Here is a 16484-nt window from a genome sequence, read left to right as displayed (position 1 = left end):
GTTTTCCGCGGATTGTGGGGAAACATTTGTGGTCGCTTTGTTACCCGGGTTGGTTGTCCTGCGGCTGATTTTAAAATGTAACCGCCGCAACCCTGTTCCAGAACCTACGCCGCCCCGCGCTGAAGCGCCTCGCAGACGGCCGTCGACTCCCTCGCCCCCAGCCCGGCCGCCTTGCCGCAGTGGGAGATCCAGGCCGCCATACCCCCCGGGGTACCGGACACATAGCCTTCCAGAGCCGCCACATAGGCCGCCCGGCCCAGTTCGGCGTGCCCGACCTCCGCCGGACAGACGGACTTCGGGTCGAGGCCGCTGCCGATCAGCACGATGCGCTCCGCCGCGCGCGCGACCAGGCCGTTGTGGGTCCCGAAGGGGCGCAGCGCGAGCAGTTCGCCGTGGACGACGGCCGCCGTCACCAGGGCCGGGGCGGCACCGCCGGCGATGATCAACTGGGAGAGCCCTTCGAGCCGGGCCGCCACCTCGGCGGCGCCCGGGAGCGGCAGTTCGACGAGCGGCTCGTCGACCGGTTCGCCGTCCTGGCGCGGCCGTCCGACCGCGTCCTCCCCGTCCGCGGCCGCGACGAGATGCAGCCGCGCCAGCACCCGCAGCGGCGACTGCCGCCAGATCGAGAGAAGTTGGCCCGCCTCGGCGGTCAGCCGGAGGGCCGCGCCGACCTTGCGGGCCTCGTCGTCGCCGCTGAAGTCCGTGCGCCGGCGCACCTCTTCGAGGGCCCAGTCGGCGCCGGACAACGCCGCGGAACCCCGGGCGCCGCGCAGCGCGGCCTCGGAGGTGATCTCGTTGCTGCGACGTCGCATGATCCGGTGCCCGTAGACCCGGTCCACCGCCTTGCGGACGGACTCCACGGATTCGGCCACCCCGGGCAGCGAGGCCAGGGTCGCGAGCGGATCGGCGGTCGCGCCTGTCGTACTCATGAGTACGACACTACGCACCCCGGTCGCCCACCCCACGAAGGAGTGGTCTTCTTCACCCCGCACGGACACCCTGCGCTATCGGTCCACTACTCTTGGTGAACATGAAAATTGCTTTCGTGGGGAAGGGCGGCAGCGGCAAGACCACGCTGTCCGCCCTGTTCATCCGCCATCTCGCCGCCTCGGGCGCGCCCGTCGTGGCGGTGGACGCGGACATCAACCAGCACCTCGGCGCGGCGCTCGGCCTCGACGAGGAGATGGCCGTCGGACTGCCCGCCATGGGCGCGCGGCTGCCCCTGATCAAGGACTACCTGCGCGGTTCCAACCAGCGGATCGCGTCCGCGGCGACGATGATCAAGACGACCCCGCCCGGCGAGGGTTCACGGCTGATGCGGGTGCGCGAGAACAATCCCGTGTACGACGCCTGCGCGCGGCCGGTGGAACTCGACGGCGGCGACGCCCGTTTGATGGTCACCGGCCCGTTCACCGAGGCCGATCTCGGGGTGTCCTGCTACCACTCCAAGACCGGCGCGGTGGAGCTCTGCCTGAACCACCTCGTCGACGGACGGGGCGAGTACGTCGTCGTGGACATGACCGCGGGCTCCGACTCCTTCGCGTCCGGCATGTTCACCCGCTTCGACATGACGTTCCTCGTCGCCGAGCCGACCCGGAAGGGAGTCTCCGTCTATCGCCAGTACAAGGACTACGCCCGCGACTTCGACGTCGCCCTGAAGGTCGTCGGCAACAAGGTGCAGGGCCGGGACGACATCGACTTCCTCCGCGCCGAGGTCGGCGACGACCTGCTCGTCACGGTCGGGCACTCGGACTGGGTGCGCGCCATGGAGAAGGGCCGCCCGCCCCGGTTCGAGCACCTGGAGGACGCCAACCGCCAGTCCCTGCGCGCCCTGCAGGCCGCCGCGGACGCCACGTACGAACGGCGGGACTGGGAGCGCTACACGCGCCAGATGGTGCACTTCCACCTGAAGAACGCGAGCAGTTGGGGCAACGAGAGGACCGGGGCGGACCTGGCGGCGCAGGTCGACCCCGGTTTCGTCCTCGGCGAGGGGCTGGTGGCTACGGCCTGACCGCCGGCGCCCCGGGGACGCCCTTCGGGGCGGGGGCCGGGCGGCCGGAGAGGAAGGACGCCCAGCCCTGCTTGGGGGCCTGGCCGACGTTGAGGCCGCGCAGTTTGTCCAGCGTGGCCGGGTCCTGGGCGTCGAGCCAGTCGGCGAGGCGGCGGAACGAGACGCAGCGGACCTCGGCCCTGTTGCACACCTTCTCGATGACCTGGTCAAGGGCGCGCATGTACGTGCCGCCGTTCCAGGACTCGAAGTGGCTGCCGATGACCAGCGGGGCGCGGTTGCCGTCGTAGGCGCGCCGGAAGCCCTTGAGCAGGCTGTCACGCACCTGGTTGCCCCACATCGCCCGCTTGGCGGGGTCCCCCTGCGTCTGGGTCCCCGACTGGTTGACCCTGAAGTTGTAGTCCGTGGTGAGCTGCTCGCCGGAGTGTCCGGCGAAGGGCACGAGCTGCATGGACAGGTCCCACAGGTTGCCCTTCTTGGTGGGCCAGACCTGGTTGTCGACACCGCTGGTGTCGTAGCGGAAGCCCAGTTGCCGGGCCGCCTTCACGAAGTTCTTCCGGCCCTCCAGGCAGGGCGTGCGGCCGCCGATGAGTTCCTTGTCGTAGTCGAAGGGCAGCGACGGGGCGCTCTTCATGCCCGTGTTGGTCCTCCAGGACTTCACGAACGACTTCGCCTGGGCGATCTCGCTCTTCCACTCCTCGACCGTCCACTCACCGACCCCGCCCCCGGGCCCGCAGAAGTGGCCGTTGAAGTGCGTACCGATCTCGTTGCCCTCCAGCCACGCGCCGCGCAGCTGCCGCAGCGTGTTCCTGATGCCCTCGTCGTCGTTGAAGCCGATCTCCGAGGTCCCCGGAGCGTGCTGCGGCGGCCTGTACAGGTCGCGCCTGGCCTCCGGCAGCAGGTACACGCCGCTCAGGAAGTACGTCATCGTCGCGCGGTTGGCCCTGGCGACCTTCCGGAAGTGCGAGAAGAGCTTCTGGCCGTCCTCGCCCGCGCCGTCCCAGGAGAAGACCACGAACTGCGGGGGCTTCTGCCCGGGCTTCAACTTCTCGGGTCGGGGCAGGTGCGGCTGCGCGCCGGTGTACGCGGTGGAGCCGTCACCGATCAGCCGGACCCCCTGGGGCACCGGGGGCCCCGCCGCGACCCCCTTCGCGCCGTGCGCACCCTCCTTGGAACCGGTGGCGCCAGTGGCGCAACCGGCGAGCGCCGCGGCGCAGGCCGCGAGTGCTACCCCCGCGGCGATCCTCTGGGTGGCGGCCATCCCGCCCACCTTCTTCCTTCGGTCGGGGCAACGCCGTCGAAGGCGTCCTGGGAGATCTGCAGCGAATTCCGACAGCGCCGCCAAGGTCGCACGAGGCCGAGACCTAATAAATACGACAAGCCGCCAGAAAGATCCCTTCACCCTTGAGAGTGATTTATTGCCCCATTTGCGGCTAAAGTCCGCATGAGGCCTTTACTCTGCATTACGATCTGTTTACCGATCATTGAGAATCCCGCCGCTGCACGCCGTGACCCACGGCCGCGATCCGCCCCCCGCCTCCCTGGCCTGGGGGACCACCTGTTCCGCGACCGCGCCGCCCCGGAGGAGACGGGAATGTCTGCCTGCGTCCCCACCCGCGCCGCCGACTCGACTCGGCCGAAGCGCGTCCACCCGCCCCACAAGCGTCCGCCGGTTCCGCCCCGCCGATTCCGTATCGCGGGCGCCGACCTGTCGGCCTCGATCGCGGTCTTCCTGATCGCACTGCCCCTGTCCCTGGGTATCGCCCTCGCCACCGGCGCCCCGCTCCAGTCGGGGCTCGTCGCCGCCGCCGTGGGCGGACTCGTCGTCGGCCGGCTCGGCGGCTCACCGCTCCAGGTGAGCGGACCCGCCGCCGGACTCACCGTCGTCACCGCCGACCTCATCCACCGCTACGGATGGCGCACGACCTGCGCCATCACCGTCCTCGCCGGAATCGCCCAGCTGGGCCTCGGCTGCCTGCGCGTGGCCCGCACGGCGCTCGCCGTCAGCCCCGCGATCGTGCACGGCATGCTCGCCGGGATCGGCGTGACCATCGCCGTCGCCCAGCTGCACGTCGTACTGGGCGGCACCCCGCAGAGTTCCGTCCTCCAGAACTTCCGCGCCCTGCCCGCCCAGTTGGCGCGCGTGCATCCCGGGGCGGTGTCGATGAGTCTGCTGACACTGGCGCTCCTGTTCGCCTGGCCGCGGATTCCCGGCCGGGTCGGCCACGTCCTGCGCACCGTTCCGGCCGCGCTCGTCGCCGTCGCCGGGGCCACCGCGGTCGCCTCGCTCACCGGGCTGGTCCTGCCCAAGGTCGACCTGCCGTCCTGGAGCAGCCACGCCCTGGCGGGGCTGCCCGAGGGTCCGGTGCTCGGGATCGCCGCCGCGGTCCTCACCACCACGCTGGTGTGCAGTGTGCAGTCCCTGCTCGGTGCCGTGGCCGTGGACAAGCTGGTGGCCGGGCGGCCCGAGCTGCAGGCCCGGGTCGGGCGCTCCCGCCTGGACCGGGAACTGCTCGGGCAGGGCGCCGCGAACGCCGTCTCCGGCGCGCTCGGCGGGCTGCCGGTCGCCGGGGTCGCCGTCCGCAGTTCGGCGAACGTGCAAGCCGGTGCCGTGAGCCGGAACTCCACGATGCTGCACGGCGTTTTCGTAGTGATCGCCGCGCTGCTGATGGTCCCGATCCTGGAGCTGATCCCCCTCGCGGCGCTCGCCGCCCTGGTGATGGCCGTCGGCATCCAGATGGTCTCCCTGCACCACATCCGCACGGTCACCCGCCACCGCGAGGTCGTGGTGTACGCGGTCACCACGCTCGGCGTCGTGCTCCTCGGCGTCCTGGAGGGCGTGGCCCTGGGGGTCGCCGTGGCCGTCGTCGTCGCCATGCAGCGCCTCGCGCGCACCCGTATCACCCACGAGGAGAGGGGAGGGGTCCATCACATCCACGTATGCGGCCAGTTGACCTTCCTCGCGGTGCCCAGGCTCAGCCGCGCCCTGCACCTGGTGCCCCGAGGCACCTCCGCCGTGGTCGAGCTGGACGGTTCGTTCATGGACCACGCGGCGTACGAGTCGCTCCAGGACTGGCAGCAGGCACACATCGCGCAGGGCGGCACGGTCGAGCTGACCGGACGGGCCGGCGCCCGGATCGCCGAACCCTCGGACTCGTCGCACTGCCGCTGTCGGCCCTGGACACCGTGGCGCAACCACCACTGCGAGCCCTCCACCAACCCGCAGTCCGTGTCCCCCGCCGACCGGCCGGACGCGTCGGGCGAACCAGGCGGACCGGGCGAGTCCGGTGACCCGGGCGCGCCGGGCGGAGCGGCGGCGGGTTCCTCCGGGCAGAGCCGGCCGGGCGGTCCCGGTGGCCACAGTGACCATCAACTCGCGCGTGGCATCAGCGCGTTCCAGCGCAACACCGCGCCACTGGTGCGGGACGAGCTGGCTCGGCTGGCACGGGAAGGACAGCAACCGTCACAGCTGTTCCTGACCTGCGCCGACTCACGGCTCGTCACTTCGATGATCACGTCCAGTGGCCCCGGCGACCTCTTCGTCGTACGCAACGTGGGCAACCTCGTACCGAAGCCCGGACAGGAGAGCGGGGACGACTCGGTGGCCGCGGCGATCGAGTACGCGGTGGACGTGCTGCATGTGCGGTCCATCACGGTGTGCGGGCACTCGGGGTGCGGGGCGATGCAGGCCCTGCTGAACTCGGAGCCCGGCGGAGCGCAGACGCCCCTCAAGCGGTGGCTGCGGCACGGGCAGCCCAGCCTCGAAATGATGGCCGCCAAGCACCGGCCGTGGGCCAGACTCGCCGGACGGGCGCCGGCCGACGCGGTGGAACAGCTGTGCCTGACCAACGTGGTGCAGCAGTTGGAGCATCTCCGGGCCCACGACTCCGTGACACGGGCCCTGCGGGAGGGCGCGCTCGAACTGCACGGGATGTACTTCCACGTCGGCGAAGCACAGGCGTATCTGCTGGTCGACCGTGACGGCGACGAGCTGTTCGATCACGTCGGAGCGGCGGAGGATCTGCGCCGTCCCGTGTGACCCCGTCGAGGTGCGCGGCCCCGGTCGGCGGGGCCGCGCACCTTTTACAGCTCCCGCCGGGCGCGGGCCGAACGGGTGGCCTGAGCGCGGCCCGCGATCCCGTGTCTGTGCCCGTGTCTGTGCCCGTGTCTGTGCCCGTGCCTTCGCCTTCGCCTTCGCCTTCGCCTTCGCCCGCACCCATGCCACACCCACGCCCACGCCCACCTGAGCGTGTCCCGCTCCTCGCCCTTTCCGCGGCTTGCGTCGTCGGGTGAACCCGGACGAGGGACCGTCCGTGCCTCGGAGTACGGAGCCGTTGCCGCACGGGAGCGGAGCCGGAGCGCAACGGGAGCGGGAGCGGCCAGCCGGGCCGGCTCTCTCCGTCCATCACGCGGTTCCGGTCCGATGCGCACCCCTGGCGATCGTGGCGGGACCGCTGAAGGAACACTGAGGGACCACCGGACAAGCCCAGGCCCCGAACAGGTCTAAACCAATTTGGGGGCGGGCCTTGTCATCGAGGCCCCTGGTCTGATGAGCTGTGGCCTGGGACACAACGGACACCCTGGGAAAGGGAGATGTCGTGAGCAACGAAAGCCTGGCCAACCTGCTGAAGGAAGAGCGCAGGTTCGCGCCGCCCGCCGACCTGGCAGCGAACGCCAATGTCACCGCGGAGGCGTATGAGCAGGCCAAGGCTGACAGGCTCGGCTTCTGGGCCGAGCAGGCCCGCCGCCTGACCTGGGCCACCGAGCCGACCGAGACGCTGGACTGGTCGAACCCGCCGTTCGCCAAGTGGTTCGCCGACGGGAAGCTGAACGTCGCGTACAACTGCGTGGACCGGCACGTGGAGGCCGGCAACGGCGACCGGGTCGCCCTCCACTTCGAGGGCGAGCCGGGTGACAGCCGTGCGATCACCTACGCCGAGCTGAAGGACGAGGTGTCGAAGGCCGCCAACGCGCTGACCGAGCTCGGCGTGGGCAAGGGCGACCGGGTCGCCGTCTATCTGCCGATGATCCCCGAGGCCGTCGTCTCGATGCTGGCCTGCGCCCGGATCGGGGCCGCGCACTCGGTCGTCTTCGGCGGCTTCTCCGCGGACGCGATCGCCACCCGCATCCAGGACGCCGACGCCAAGCTGGTCATCACCTCCGACGGCGGCTACCGCCGCGGCAAGCCGTCCGCGCTCAAGCCGGCCGTGGACGACGCGGTGAGCCGGGTCGACGGGGTCGACAAGGTGCTGGTGGTACGCCGTACCGGGCAGGAGGTCGACTGGACCGAGGGCCGCGACGTCTGGTGGCACGAGGTCGTCGACCGCCAGTCCACCGAGCACACGCCGGAGGCGTTCGACGCCGAGCAGCCGCTGTTCATCCTGTACACGTCCGGGACGACGGGGAAGCCGAAGGGCATCCTGCACACCTCGGGCGGCTACCTCACCCAGGCGAGCTACACCCACCACGCCGTCTTCGACCTCAAGCCGGAGACCGACGTCTACTGGTGCACGGCGGACATCGGCTGGGTCACCGGGCACTCGTACATCACGTACGGTCCGCTCTCGAACGGTGCGACGCAGGTGATGTACGAGGGGACTCCGGACACCCCGCACCAGGGGCGGTTCTGGGAGATCGTGCAGAAGTACGGGGTGACGATCCTCTACACGGCGCCCACCGCGATCCGTACGTTCATGAAGTGGGGCGACGACATCCCCGCGAAGTTCGACCTGTCCTCGCTGCGGGTCCTCGGGTCCGTGGGCGAGCCGATCAACCCCGAGGCGTGGATCTGGTACCGCAAGCACATCGGGGCCGATCGGACGCCGATCGTGGACACCTGGTGGCAGACCGAGACCGGCGCGATGATGATCTCGCCGCTGCCGGGCGTCACCGAGACCAAGCCGGGGTCGGCGCAGCGGCCGCTGCCGGGCATCTCGGCGACGGTCGTGGACGACGAGGCCCGGGAGGTCCCCAACGGGGGTGGCGGGTACCTCGTGCTGACCGAGCCGTGGCCGTCGATGCTGCGCACGATCTGGCGTGACGACCAGCGGTTCCTGGACACGTACTGGTCGCGTTTCGAGGGCAAGTACTTCGCCGGGGACGGGGCCAAGAAGGACGAGGACGGGGACATCTGGCTCCTCGGACGGGTCGACGACGTGATGCTCGTGTCCGGGCACAACATCTCGACGACGGAGGTCGAGTCGGCGCTCGTCTCGCATCCGGCGGTCGCCGAGGCCGCGGTCGTCGGCGCGGCGGACGAGACGACCGGGCAGGCGATCGTGGCGTTCGTGATCCTGCGGGGGACGGCCTCAGCGGACGACCCGGGGCTCGTCGCCGACCTGCGCAACCACGTGGGAGCGACGCTGGGGCCGATCGCCAAGCCCAAGCGGGTGCTGCCGGTCGCGGAGCTGCCGAAGACCCGGTCCGGGAAGATCATGCGGCGGCTGCTGCGTGACGTGGCGGAGAACCGGGAGCTCGGCGATGTCACCACGCTCACGGACTCCACGGTGATGGAGCTGATCCAGGAGAAGCTGCCGGCGGCGCCCAGCGAGGACTGAGGACTCCGCGCGAGGACCGGGGAAGCACTCCGCTCTCCCGTCCCGCCTTCGGTGTGGGGGCACCCGCGTGCCCCCACACCCGTGCGCCCACACCCTCCCCCGAGAACCCCTTCGCACCGAATGTCCGTATGGCGCATTATCTGGCTGTAATGCCAAGGTAAACTGAGGCCTCAGGGTGTGCCGGGAAGTCTGGTCGGCAACGTCGTCGGCGATCCCGCCTGACGGTCGTCAGCGAGTCGTACCGACCCGGAGGTCCCCGCCGTGGCCGCGCCCCGTCCCACCACCACCGACAACCGCAGGTTCTTCGGACGGCTGTCACTGCCTGAGCGGAACTTCGTGGCGGAGGCGCTGCGGACCGAGACCGTCGGCGGCGTGCTCCTGCTCCTCGCCGCGATCGCCGCGCTCATCTGGGCCAACACCCCCCTGCGGGACAGCTACACCGGCGTGGGCGACTTCCACTTCGGGCCCACGGCCCTCGGACTGGACCTGTCGGTGCGGCACTGGGCGGCCGACGGACTGCTGGCCGTGTTCTTCTTCGTCGCCGGCATCGAACTCAAGCGCGAACTGGTGGCGGGGGACCTGCGCGACCCGAAGGCCGCGCTCCTGCCGGTCGCCGCGGCAGTCTGCGGAATGGCCGTACCCGCGCTCGTCTACGCCCTCACCAACGCCGCGGGCGCGGGGTCCCTGGCCGGCTGGGCCGTGCCCACCGCCACCGACATCGCCTTCGCGCTCGCCGTCCTCGCGGTCATCGGCACGTCCCTGCCGTCCGCCCTGCGCGCCTTCCTGCTCACCCTCGCCGTCGTCGACGACCTGCTCGCGATCCTGATCATCGCGGTCTTCTTCACGGACACCCTCGACTTCGCTGCGCTCGGCGGGGCCGTCGCCGGGCTCGGCGTGTTCTGGGTGCTGCTCCGCAAGGGTGTCCGAGGGTGGTACGTGTACGTGCCGCTCGCCCTCACCATCTGGGGGCTGATGTACAACAGCGGGGTCCACGCCACCATCGCCGGTGTCGCCATGGGCCTGATGCTGCGCTGCCACCGGCACGAGGGCGAGGAGCACTCGCCGGGCGAGCACGTCGAGCATCTCGTGCGCCCTCTTTCCGCCGGACTCGCCGTACCGCTGTTCGCACTCTTCAGCGCCGGTGTCGTGGTCTCCGGCGGGGCGCTGGGGGACGTGTTCACGCGGCCCGAGACCCTGGGTGTCGTCCTCGGGCTCGTGATCGGCAAGTCGGTCGGCGTGTTCGGCGGCACCTGGCTCACCGCCCGGTTCACCAGGGCCTCGCTCAGCGACGACCTGGCCTGGCCCGACGTCTTCGCCGTCGCGAGCCTCGCCGGGATCGGCTTCACCGTCTCCCTGCTCATCGGCGAACTGGCCTTCGCCGACGACCCGGTGCTCACCGACGAGGTCAAGGCCGCCGTCCTGGTCGGCTCCCTCGTCGCCGCCGTGCTGGCCACGACGCTGCTGAAGATCCGCAACGCCAAGTACCGTGCCCTGTGCGAGGCGGAGGAACGCGACGAGGACAGCGACGGCATCCCCGACATCTACGAGCAGGACAACCCGGCGTACCACCTGCGGATGGCCGAGATCCACGAACGGAAGGCCGCCGAACACCGAAGGCTTGCCGAAGTGGCGGGCGGGGCAGGCGCGGAGAACGACCGTCCGGCATGATCTGACCAGACGACACAAACACCCGCAGAAGCCAGACGGTACACACATGCAGAAGAGGGAGTCCGCGATGAGCGCACCCGACGGCAGCCCGGTCGGCGCCGAACGCAGCATCGGCCAGCTGGTCGCCTCGGCGACGACCGAGATGTCCGCACTGGTGCACGACGAGATCGCACTGGCGAAGGCGCAGCTGAAGCGGGACGTCAAGCGCGGTGCGGTCAGCGGTGGCGCGTTCGCGGCGGCCGGAGCGGTGCTGATCTTCTCCCTCCCCATGCTGAGCTTCGCCCTGGCGTACGGCATCCGGACCTGGACCGACTGGAACCTCGCGATCTGCTTCGTCCTGTCGTTCGCCGCGAACGTGCTGGTCGCCGGTCTCCTCGGGCTGATCGGCTGGATCTTCGCCAAGAAGGCCAAGAAGGGCAAGGGACCCCAGAAGGTCGCCGCCTCGGTGAAGGAGACGGCGGGCGTCCTGCACAACGCCAAGCCGCACCCCCGGCCCGCGCCGGTCGAGGACGCCCTGGAAGCTGTGGCACGCTCATCCTCATGACGGACCCCGCCACACCTTCGGCGCAACCCACCTCGGTCGTACGCCTCGACATCCCCGGCGCCCACGAGGTGACCCACCGGGACGTCGCCGCCAACGGCGCGCGCTTCCACATCGCCGAGATGGGCGACGGGCCCCTGGTCCTGCTGCTGCACGGGTTCCCCCAGTTCTGGTGGACCTGGCGCCGGCAGCTGGTGGCGCTCGCCGACGCCGGTTTCCGGGCGGTGGCCATGGATCTGCGGGGTGTCGGCGGGAGCGACCGCACCCCGCGCGGTTACGACCCCGCCAACCTCGCGCTCGACATCACCGGGGTCGTACGGTCCCTCGGTGAGCCGGACGCCGCGCTGGTCGGGCACGATCTGGGCGGGTATCTGGCGTGGACGGCGGCCGTGATGCGCCCCAAGCTGGTGCGCCGGCTCGTCGTCTCCTCGATGCCGCACCCCCGGCGCTGGCGCTCGGCGATGCTCTCCGACGTCCGGCAGACCTCCGCGAGCTCGTACATCTGGGGGTTCCAGCGGCCCTGGATTCCCGAGCGCCAACTCGTCGCGGACGACGGTGCCCTGGTGGGCCGTCTGTTGCGGGAGTGGTCCGGGCCGCGGCTGCCGGACGACGAGGCCGTGGAGACGTACCGCCGTGCCATGTGCATCCCCTCGACGGCGCACTGCTCCATCGAGCCGTACCGGTGGATGGTGCGGTCCATGGCCCGCCCGGACGGGATCCAGTTCAACCGGCGCATGAAACGACCCGTTCGGGTGCCGACGCTGCATCTGCACGGCTCGCTCGACCCCGTCATGCGGACGCGGAGTGCCGCGGGCTCCGGCGAGTACGTCGAAGCGCCGTACCGCTGGCGGCTGTTCGACGGTCTCGGGCACTTCCCCCACGAAGAGGACCCGGTGGCGTTCTCGACCGAACTCGTCAACTGGCTGAAGGATCCCGAGCCCGACCGGTAGGTCGTTTTCGGCCAGGAGGCAACCCCCTTCGGTGACCGCCCGATCGCACCCGGTACGCGAAGGGGAACGTCTGTCCTACGAACAGCCAAATGCCTCGCGCATAGGCCAATTGGGGCCCCGAGGCGCGGTTATCGACCTTGGGGCAGGGGCACACGTCGGGGTATGGGCTGGACGCACGACTACAGTGACGCACCACGCAACCGCCGCTCGGCCACGGGCCTGAGCTCCCATCAGAGGGGCACCCCGCAGCTGCCGGGCACGGGCCTCCAGGTGGGGATCCCGCGCATTCTGCGCCGTCGGGCCCGCTGGGTCTCGGTGCGATTGCGCCATCCACGCGGCTGAGCCGCCGCCGCGCCCGCCGGCCCGCTCACCCCGGTCATCCCGTCGGCGGACCGGATCCGGTGCCCGCCGTCAGAGCGCGCAGCTGTCGCTGTCGACCTGCTGGTTGGCCGTACGACCCTGGGTGACGTCCGGCCGGACCTCGTCGGCGGTGAGGGCGTATCCGGTGTTGGAATCGTCGAGGGACTTCGCGAAGACCACTCCGTACACCTTGCCGTCGGGCGTGAGCAGCGGCCCGCCGGAGTTTCCCTGACGGACGGTCGCGTAGAGCGAGTAGACGTCGCGGCGCACGGTCTTGCGGTGGTAGATGTCGGGGCCGTTGGCCGTGATCCGGCCGCGCACGCGCGCGGGTTGGACGTTGTACGCGCCGTTCTGCGGGAAGCCGGCGACGATCGCGTTGTCGCCGCTGCCCGCGTCCTGGGTGGTGAACCGCAGGGCCGGCGCGTTCAGGTTCGGTACGTCGAGGACGGCGATGTCGCGCTGCCAGTCGTACAGGACGACCTTGGCGTCGTACTTCCTGCCCTCGCCGCCGATCTGGACGGTGGGCTCGTCGACGCCGCCGACCACGTGCGCGTTGGTCATCACGCGGCGGCTGCCGAAGACGAAGCCGGTGCCCTCCAGGACCTTGCCGCAGCTCTGCGCGGTGCCCATCACCTTGACGATGGAATTCCGGGCGCGGACGGCGACGGGGCTGTTCGCGAGCGCCGGGTCGGGGGGCTGGACATCGGTGATCGGTTCGTTCGCGAACGGGCTGAAGACCTGAGGGAAACCGTTCTGCGCGAGGACGGACGAGAAGTCGGCGAACCAGGTGTCGGCCCGGGAGGGCAGCGCGCGCGAGACGCCGAGCAGCACCTTGGAGCCGCGCACCTCCTTGCCGAGTGTCGGCAGCGTCGTGCCCGCGAGGGCCGAGCCGATCAGCCAGGCGACCAGGAGCATCGCGACGACGTTGACGAGGGCGCCGCCCGTCGCGTCCAGGGCGCGGGCCGGGGACCAGGTGATGTACCGGCGCAGTTTGTTGCCCAAATGGGTGGTGAGGGCCTGGCCGACCGAGGCACAGACGATCACGACGACCACCGCGACGACGGCGGCGGTCGTACTCACCGTGGCGCCGTCGGTGAGGGCGTCCCAGATGACGGGGAGGAGGTAGACGGCGACGAGACCGCCGCCCAGGAAGCCGATCACCGACAGGATGCCGACGACGAAGCCCTGGCGGTAGCCCACGATCGCGAACCACACGGCGGCGACCAGCAGCAGGATGTCCAGCACGTTCACGAACGACACCCTGTCACGCGCGCCAGTCGAGCGGGACCTGCTTCTCGCGGTCCCAGGGCAGCTCCCAGCCCGCGAAGTGCAGCAGCCGGTCGATGATGCCCGCGGTGAAGCCCCACACCAGGGCCGATTCGACCAGGAATGCCGGACCTCGGTGGCCGCTGGGGTGCACGGTCGTGGCGCGGTGCGCGGGGTCCGTGAGATCCGCCACGGGGACCGTGAACACCCGGGCCGTCTCGGCCGGATCGACCACGCCGACCGGGGTCGGCTCGCGCCACCAGCCCAGGACGGGCGTGACCACGAAGCCGCTCACCGGGATGTAGAGCTTGGGCAGGACGCCGAAGAGCTGGACGCCCTCGGGGTCGAGCCCGGTCTCCTCCTCGGCCTCGCGCAGCGCGGCCCGCAGGGGCCCGTCGGCCTTCGGATCGCCGTCCTCGGGGTCCAGGGCGCCGCCGGGGAAGGAGGGCTGTCCCGCGTGCGAGCGCAGCGAACTGGCGCGTTCCATCAGGAGCAGTTCGGGGCCGCGGGTGCCCTCGCCGAAGAGGACGAGGACGGCGGACTGCCGTCCCGCGCCGTCGGCCGGCGGCAGGAAGCGGCTCAGCTGGAGCGGCTCGATGGTCTCGACGGCGTGCACCACCGGGTCGAGCCAGGCGGGCAGGCCGTCCTTGGTCACCGGCACGGGCGCGCCGCCCGGTGCCGCGCCACGCGTCGTGCGGGCGCCGGGTGTTGCGTGTGGGCCGGGAATCGCCTGTGCGCCGGGCTGGTCGCGCGTGCCGTCGCCGCCGGGCTCGTCGTACCTGTCGATGTCGTGCGTCTCCATGTGCCTGCTGTGCGTGTCGCTCGCGTGCGTCATAGCCACCCCCGTTCCGTTCTCCCCCTGCCGGCCGGTGTCGCGCTCGCCGTCATCCGGCGCCCAGCGGGGGTGCCGGAATGCCGCCCGCGTCGAGGTAGGCCTGCGGGGGGTTGAGGCGCTGACCGGGGTAGCCGCCCTTCTCGTACTTCAGGAGCTTGCGCGCCTTCTCCGGGTCCGTCTCGCCCTCCCCGTAGGCCGGGCAGAGCGGGGCGATGGGGCAGGCGCCGCACGCGGGCTTACGGGCGTGGCAGATACGGCGGCCGTGGAAGATCACGTGGTGGGAGAGCATCGTCCACTCGCTCTTCGGGAAGAGCGCTCCGACGGCGGCCTCGATCCTGTCGGGCTCCGTCTCCTCGGTCCACTGCCAGCGGCGGACCAGCCGCTGGAAATGGGTGTCCACGGTGATGCCGGGGCGTCCGAAGGCGTTACCGAGCACCACGAAGGCCGTCTTGCGCCCCACGCCGGGCAGTTTGACGAGGTCTTCGAGACGGCCAGGGACCTCGCCCGCGAACTGCTCGGCCAACGCCTTGGAGAGCCCGATCACCGACTTGGTCTTGGCCCGGAAGAAGCCCGTCGGCCGCAGGATCTCCTCGACCTCCTCGGGGTTCGCGGCGGCGAGATCCTCGGGGGTGGGGTACTTGGCGAAGAGCGCCGGCGTCGTCTGGTTCACCCGCAGGTCGGTCGTCTGCGCCGACAGGACCGTGGCGACGAGCAGCTGGAAGGGATTCTCGAAATCCAGTTCCGGGTGGGCGTACGGGTACACCTCGGCGAGTTCGCGGTTGATACGGCGCGCTTTGCGCACGAGGGCGGAGGACGGCTCGGCGACGAGCGGCTTGGCGACGGACTTGCCGGCAGCCGTCTTCTTCACGGCGGGCGTCTTCGTCGCGGCCTTCTTCACGGCAGCCGTCTTCTTCACCGCGGCCTTCTTCACCGCGGTTTTCTTCACGGCAGGCGTCTTCACGGCAGGCGTCCTCGTCACCGCGGCCTTCTTCACGGCAGCCGTCTTCGTCGCCGCCGTCTTCGAGGAGGTGGCCTTCTTGGTCGTCGCCGTCACCTTCTTGGCCGTTGCCGTCGCCTTCTTCGCCGCGGCTGTCGTCTTCTTCGTCATGGCTGTCGCCTTTTTGGCGGCCTTCTTCGCCGTCGGTTTCACCGGCGTCGAATCTGTCACCTTTGCCGTTTTCGTGCTTCCATCAGGGCGCTGTTCGCCCACAGCGGAATCGCGACGTACAACCACCCGCCCAGCCCCCTTGGCCTGTGCTCTCACCGGCGATTTGGACACCGGGCCAGCGTAGAGCCAAGCACCGACATCCGCCCCGGACCCAGAAGATCAGCCTCCAATTGGCCCCCTGCCGCACTGCCCGCGACGCCCGTGCGGCAGACTTGTGACTGATCACACTGTTTGGACTGTCCAGCAAAATGGGGAACACGCTCCCCTGGTACCACGGGGGAGCAAGATCCCCCGAGCAGGTCGACAAGGAGAGAACTCGTGGACGACGTTCTGCGGCGCGCCCCGCTCTTCGCGGCGCTCGATGACGAGCAGGCCGCGGAGCTCCGCGCCTCCATGAGTGAGGTGACGCTCGCACGCGGCGACGCTCTCTTCCACGAGGGCGACCCCGGGGACCGCCTCTACGTGGTCACCGAGGGCAAGGTGAAGCTCCACCGCACCTCCCCCGACGGCCGGGAGAACATGCTGGCCGTCCTCGGCCCCGGTGAGCTGATCGGCGAGCTCTCGCTGTTCGACCCGGGCCCGCGCACGGCGACCGCCAGCGCGCTCACCGAGGTCAAGCTGCTGGGCCTCGGCCACGGCGACCTCCAGCCCTGGCTGAACGCGCGGCCCGAGGTGGCCGCCGCCCTGCTGCGCGCCGTCGCCCGGCGCCTGCGCAAGACCAACGACCAGATGTCCGACCTGGTCTTCTCGGACGTGCCCGGCCGGGTGGCCCGCGCGCTCCTGGACCTCTCCCGCCGCTTCGGCGTGCAGTCGGAGGAGGGCATCCACGTCGTGCACGACCTGACGCAGGAGGAGCTGGCCCAACTGGTCGGCGCGTCCCGCGAGACGGTCAACAAGGCGCTCGCCGACTTCGCGGGCCGCGGCTGGCTGCGCCTGGAGGCCCGCGCGGTGATCCTGCTGGACGTGGAGCGCCTCGCGAAGCGGTCCCGCTGACCGCCTCGCCGTTCGATCGTGAGTGAGCACCAGGGGCCCGGCCCTTTGGGAGGGGCCCCGGGTGGGGGGCGCCCGGGGCGGGGGGGGGGGCCATAATCACCAGGGCAGGGGGGGGGCGGGGGGGCGGTAGAGGGCGGC

General features: G+C 70.8%; 13 protein-coding genes. 8 read left to right on the top strand and 5 right to left on the bottom strand.

Annotated elements, in window-relative coordinates; all coding sequences use genetic code 11:
- Positions 1-104: 104 nt before the first annotated feature.
- Complete coding sequence (locus ACFV2J_RS14450; RefSeq protein ID WP_385438795.1) at positions 105-929, bottom strand: oxidoreductase; 825 nt, start codon at positions 927-929, stop codon at positions 105-107.
- 101 nt (positions 930-1030) lie between these two features.
- On the opposite strand from ACFV2J_RS14450, the gene ACFV2J_RS14445 reads away from it, so the two are divergent.
- On the top strand, positions 1031-2011 hold the full coding sequence (locus ACFV2J_RS14445; protein WP_385095843.1) for an ATP-binding protein: 981 nt from the start codon (positions 1031-1033) through the stop codon (positions 2009-2011).
- Here ACFV2J_RS14445 and ACFV2J_RS14440 read toward each other — a convergent pair.
- Positions 2001-3269: a hypothetical protein gene (locus tag ACFV2J_RS14440; RefSeq protein WP_385095841.1), complete on the bottom strand. Its 1269-nt coding sequence runs from the start codon at positions 3267-3269 to the stop codon at positions 2001-2003. The two genes, ACFV2J_RS14445 and ACFV2J_RS14440, sit on opposite strands and share 11 nt — an antisense overlap.
- A 333-nt stretch (positions 3270-3602) precedes the next feature.
- On the opposite strand from ACFV2J_RS14440, the gene ACFV2J_RS14435 reads away from it, so the two are divergent.
- From ACFV2J_RS14435 to ACFV2J_RS14410, 6 genes are all read left to right on the top strand, one after another.
- Positions 3603-6047 (top strand): bifunctional SulP family inorganic anion transporter/carbonic anhydrase, encoded by a 2445-nt coding sequence (locus tag ACFV2J_RS14435; RefSeq protein ID WP_385095838.1) that lies wholly within the window; start codon positions 3603-3605, stop codon positions 6045-6047.
- Positions 6048-6564: 517 nt separating this feature from the next.
- Positions 6565-8565, top strand: coding sequence for an acetate--CoA ligase (gene acs, locus ACFV2J_RS14430; protein WP_385091735.1), 2001 nt, complete (start codon positions 6565-6567; stop codon positions 8563-8565).
- Between the two features lie 261 nt (positions 8566-8826).
- Positions 8827-10233: a Na+/H+ antiporter NhaA gene (gene nhaA, locus ACFV2J_RS14425; protein WP_385091737.1), complete on the top strand. Its 1407-nt coding sequence runs from the start codon at positions 8827-8829 to the stop codon at positions 10231-10233.
- Positions 10234-10300: 67 nt separating this feature from the next.
- Positions 10301-10777, top strand: coding sequence for a phage holin family protein (locus tag ACFV2J_RS14420; RefSeq protein WP_385091740.1), 477 nt, complete (start codon positions 10301-10303; stop codon positions 10775-10777).
- Entirely contained in the window at positions 10774-11724 is a 951-nt protein-coding gene (locus ACFV2J_RS14415) for an alpha/beta fold hydrolase (protein WP_385091743.1), read from the top strand. Before ACFV2J_RS14420 ends, ACFV2J_RS14415 begins: the two co-directional genes overlap by 4 nt.
- Positions 11725-11886: 162 nt before the next feature.
- Positions 11887-12066 carry a hypothetical protein gene (locus ACFV2J_RS14410; RefSeq protein WP_153289398.1) on the top strand — a complete coding sequence of 60 codons (180 nt, stop codon included), beginning with the start codon at positions 11887-11889 and terminating at the stop codon, positions 12064-12066.
- A gap of 69 nt (positions 12067-12135) precedes the next feature.
- On the opposite strand, the gene ACFV2J_RS14405 is transcribed toward ACFV2J_RS14410, so the two are convergent.
- From ACFV2J_RS14405 to nth, 3 genes are read right to left on the bottom strand one after another with little or no spacing between them, the layout of a single operon-like run.
- Complete coding sequence (locus ACFV2J_RS14405) at positions 12136-13335, bottom strand: MarP family serine protease (protein ID WP_385091748.1); 1200 nt, start codon at positions 13333-13335, stop codon at positions 12136-12138.
- Between the two features lie 13 nt (positions 13336-13348).
- Complete coding sequence (locus ACFV2J_RS14400) at positions 13349-14185, bottom strand: NUDIX hydrolase (protein ID WP_385091752.1); 837 nt, start codon at positions 14183-14185, stop codon at positions 13349-13351.
- A gap of 49 nt (positions 14186-14234) precedes the next feature.
- Positions 14235-15293: an endonuclease III gene (gene nth, locus ACFV2J_RS14395; protein ID WP_385091755.1), complete on the bottom strand. Its 1059-nt coding sequence runs from the start codon at positions 15291-15293 to the stop codon at positions 14235-14237.
- A gap of 378 nt (positions 15294-15671) precedes the next feature.
- Between nth and ACFV2J_RS14390 the strand changes: the two genes are divergently transcribed.
- Positions 15672-16346, top strand: coding sequence for a Crp/Fnr family transcriptional regulator (locus ACFV2J_RS14390; RefSeq protein WP_016642758.1), 675 nt, complete (start codon positions 15672-15674; stop codon positions 16344-16346).
- The last annotated feature ends 138 nt before the right edge of the window (positions 16347-16484 follow it).

This window comes from Streptomyces sp. NPDC059668, assembly GCF_042734135.1.
Classification (GTDB): Bacteria; Actinomycetota; Actinomycetes; order Streptomycetales; family Streptomycetaceae; genus Streptomyces.
This window is presented reverse-complemented; position numbering and strand designations above follow the sequence as displayed.

What these genes read in the sequence shown, in the direction of transcription:
- nth (WP_385091755.1), bottom strand. Translation starts at nt 15,293, where the DNA reads ATGACGAAGAAGACGACAGCCGCGGCGAAGAAGGCGACGGCAACGGCC.
- ACFV2J_RS14445 (WP_385095843.1), top strand. Translation starts at nt 1,031, where the DNA reads ATGAAAATTGCTTTCGTGGGGAAGGGCGGCAGCGGCAAGACCACGCTG.
- ACFV2J_RS14435 (WP_385095838.1), top strand. Translation starts at nt 3,603, where the DNA reads ATGTCTGCCTGCGTCCCCACCCGCGCCGCCGACTCGACTCGGCCGAAG.
- ACFV2J_RS14400 (WP_385091752.1), bottom strand. Translation starts at nt 14,185, where the DNA reads ATGACGCACGCGAGCGACACGCACAGCAGGCACATGGAGACGCACGAC.
- ACFV2J_RS14420 (WP_385091740.1), top strand. Translation starts at nt 10,301, where the DNA reads ATGAGCGCACCCGACGGCAGCCCGGTCGGCGCCGAACGCAGCATCGGC.
- ACFV2J_RS14410 (WP_153289398.1), top strand. Translation starts at nt 11,887, where the DNA reads ATGGGCTGGACGCACGACTACAGTGACGCACCACGCAACCGCCGCTCG.
- ACFV2J_RS14415 (WP_385091743.1), top strand. Translation starts at nt 10,774, where the DNA reads ATGACGGACCCCGCCACACCTTCGGCGCAACCCACCTCGGTCGTACGC.
- ACFV2J_RS14440 (WP_385095841.1), bottom strand. Translation starts at nt 3,269, where the DNA reads ATGGCCGCCACCCAGAGGATCGCCGCGGGGGTAGCACTCGCGGCCTGC.
- ACFV2J_RS14450 (WP_385438795.1), bottom strand. Translation starts at nt 929, where the DNA reads ATGAGTACGACAGGCGCGACCGCCGATCCGCTCGCGACCCTGGCCTCG.